General features: G+C 39.8%; 2 protein-coding genes. Both read right to left on the bottom strand.

Features of this window, described 5'->3' with window-relative positions; genetic code table 11:
* On the bottom strand, positions 1–289 hold a 289-nt coding region (locus JMX98_RS13865), incomplete at its 3' end, for a bacteriophage T4 gp5 trimerisation domain-containing protein (protein WP_413786564.1).
* Positions 282–1,190 (bottom strand): ankyrin repeat domain-containing protein, encoded by a 909-nt coding sequence (locus JMX98_RS13870; protein WP_201587410.1) that lies wholly within the window; start codon positions 1,188–1,190, stop codon positions 282–284. The genes JMX98_RS13865 and JMX98_RS13870, both read right to left, overlap by 8 nt.
* Positions 1,191–1,241 lie beyond the last annotated feature (51 nt).

Here is a 1,241-nt window from a genome sequence, read left to right on the forward strand (position 1 = left end):
TTTCAGTACGCTTGCCATGTACCGTCACGGTCTCATCTTTATCAATGGTGGTGGTACGGTCACGGTTGACTCTGCGAGTCTCATCGTTCTTCACCAGTGAGTTTAAATCACGCTGCGCCTGCAAGTTGACCAGCTCAAAGCCGGCATCGTCATTGAACATGAGCTCGTTGTAGTTATCAAGGGGCGAGTTAAAGCTTTTGGATTTGATGCCAGACTTCTTGGCTGCTTGCGGGTAGCCCCATGGGGGCGGATTGGCGCTGTTGTATAGAACGTCAAACTGTTTAATCAATGGGTACGCCACTAAAAATACCTGTTATTAAACTCTCTCGCATATCGTTAATTAGCTCTATCTCCTCCTCTCCTAAAAGTTCTCTCTCCTTAGCAGTAGTCATCTCATATCTTTTTATTGACTGCTTAATGCCTTTTCTATAAGAAACGTTTATAGGATACTGGATACCATAGTCATTGATCATATGTTGTTTGTATTTCAGGGCGGTTTCACGTTTTTTATTGTTATCTAAATCTAGCTGTATAAAGCTAGCAAAACTATGTCCATTAGAATTAACCTTTGTAGGGTCAGCTCCTTTATTCAGAAAGTAATCAACAGCTTCGAGATTATCTATGTCGTAGGCAGTCATAAGCGGAGTATTACCACTTATATAATGTGGATGATCAATATTTGCGCCATGCTCAATCAGTAGATCAAACAGCTCCTCGCTATAGCAATCGTTTAACATTGCATATTCAAAGGGGGACGTTGCTATCGTATGATTCATTTTAACGTTATGATTTAGTAATAGTTCGACCATGGCATGATCGCAATGACCTGCTGCTAAGTTTAAGTTGCTATCTGCATAAGCAACCATAAGCAGCTTATTAATGTCAGCTCCTAGATCAAGTAAAGCTATGACTGATTTACGCTTACCCTTGGTCACAGCATAGTTGAGATATGTCCACTGGTACGTCCAGAAGCCACGCCTTATAATATCGCGAGTATCAACATCATAGCCTTCTTCTTTAACTAATCGGGTAATCTCATTGGTATCTTCGTTAAATATGGCTTTCGCCATAGCCACGTTGTCTCCTTGAAAATATTTTTCGATATTTGCTTCTATATAGTCTAATCCAAATAAAACCGATACAATCCTATTAACAATTGCATTTAATGAAATGAACCATGACTTATTCAATAGACTATCGCAAACAGGTACTTTTTAGCATCGCTGATGGTATGACCATAC

Origin of the sequence: Psychrobacter sp. HII-4, from assembly GCF_904846595.1 — a bacterium.
Classification (GTDB): Bacteria; Pseudomonadota; Gammaproteobacteria; order Pseudomonadales; family Moraxellaceae; genus Psychrobacter; species Psychrobacter celer.